Origin of the sequence: Promicromonospora kroppenstedtii DSM 19349, assembly GCF_000515355.1 — a bacterium.
In the GTDB taxonomy this organism is placed as follows: Bacteria; Actinomycetota; Actinomycetes; order Actinomycetales; family Cellulomonadaceae; genus Promicromonospora; species Promicromonospora kroppenstedtii.
Genome location: NZ_KI911708.1, coordinates 36,142 through 37,303, shown reverse-complemented (window position 1 = coordinate 37,303; position 1,162 = coordinate 36,142). Strand labels below are relative to the sequence as shown.

Sequence of the window (1,162 nt, the reverse complement as noted above, 5' to 3'; positions counted from 1 at the left end):
CGCCACGTGTGGTGCTCGGCGCGCGTGAGCGCGGCCGCCGCGAGGTCGTCCACGTCGCCGTCCGCCGGGCGGGCGTCCAGGTTCGCACCCACCCGGCCCTCGCCGACGACGGCGACCAGCACCCACGCCCGAGTGTGCGACACCGAGTAGTCCAGCCCGGCGCCCTTGACGTGCGGGCGGCCGTGCTGCGGGTCCCCGCAGCGATCACATGTGCGCTCCACCACGACGCCCTCCGGCGCGAGACCCAGGTAACGCGACAGGATCAGGCGCTGGGCCGCGCGCGAGGTCAGGTGGACGTCCGCCGCCAGAGCGTCCAGGCGCACGAGATGCTCCCGATCCGGTACGGTCAGCAGGCGCGTCCAGGCTTCCCGGCGTCTGACCGGCACGAGCCAGACGTCGCAGGTGCGGGGTGCTGGTGCGGCAGCTGAGTCCACTGCGTTCTCCTGAGACCTCGATGTGCCCGCGGCTGTCGCCGGGGGCGGAAGTTCCACGCATCCCAGATGTGATGGACGTGCGCAGAAATGCAGGTGTGACCGGACTCGCCGTGGCATAGCCGGACAGAGTCGGTTCGCAGCGGGTAGAAACGGGGTGGACCCCAGCGCCGCCAGCCCCACTTCCCCAGTCTCGACCAGTGGCGTTATCGAGGAGTGAACGGATGATGGACCAGCACGCTTCGGAGCGTGACGAGAGAACTTCGGGCGACGTCGCGGACGACGCGAACGGCGCACCGACCGAGAGCCTCGGCCACGAGCACGTCGCCACGCTCGCCCCCGAGACCGGGACCGGTGCCACGCCCGGTACCGCCGCCGACGGCGCCGGGGACGTCCGGCCCTTCGCGAACATCGCGGCCGCCGACTACGTGCGCGACGCCGTCGCCGCGCTCGCCCTCCTCGTGTCGCTCGCACTGCCCTGGAACCTGCTGGACCGCTCGGCGGACCGGGTCGAGGTCGTGCTGGCCGTCGCGCTGTCGCTCGCGTCGCTGACCCTGCCCTACCTCGCGCGCTTCGGCGTGCTGCCCGTCACGTGGACCGTGCACACCACGCGCCGCGCCCGCCTGGTCGCCGGTCTCCCGCTCGCCGTGATCGGCCTGGTCCACCTCGTGCTCGACCTGCGCAGCGGCACGGGCGTCGGCACCGGCCTGGGCCTCGCGCTCGCCGGTGCG

At 73.1% G+C, this 1,162-nt stretch carries 2 protein-coding genes; one reads left to right on the top strand and one right to left on the bottom strand.

Features of this window, described 5'->3' with window-relative positions; translation table 11 throughout:
- Positions 1-434, bottom strand: a 434-nt coding sequence (locus tag PROKR_RS19345; protein WP_211240184.1) for a 4'-phosphopantetheinyl transferase family protein, incomplete at its 3' end; no start/stop codon positions are given.
- 221 nt (positions 435-655) lie between these two features.
- On the opposite strand from PROKR_RS19345, the gene PROKR_RS35480 reads away from it, so the two are divergent.
- Positions 656-1,162: DUF7937 domain-containing protein (locus tag PROKR_RS35480; protein ID WP_036965883.1), on the top strand; the 507-nt coding region annotated here is incomplete at its 3' end.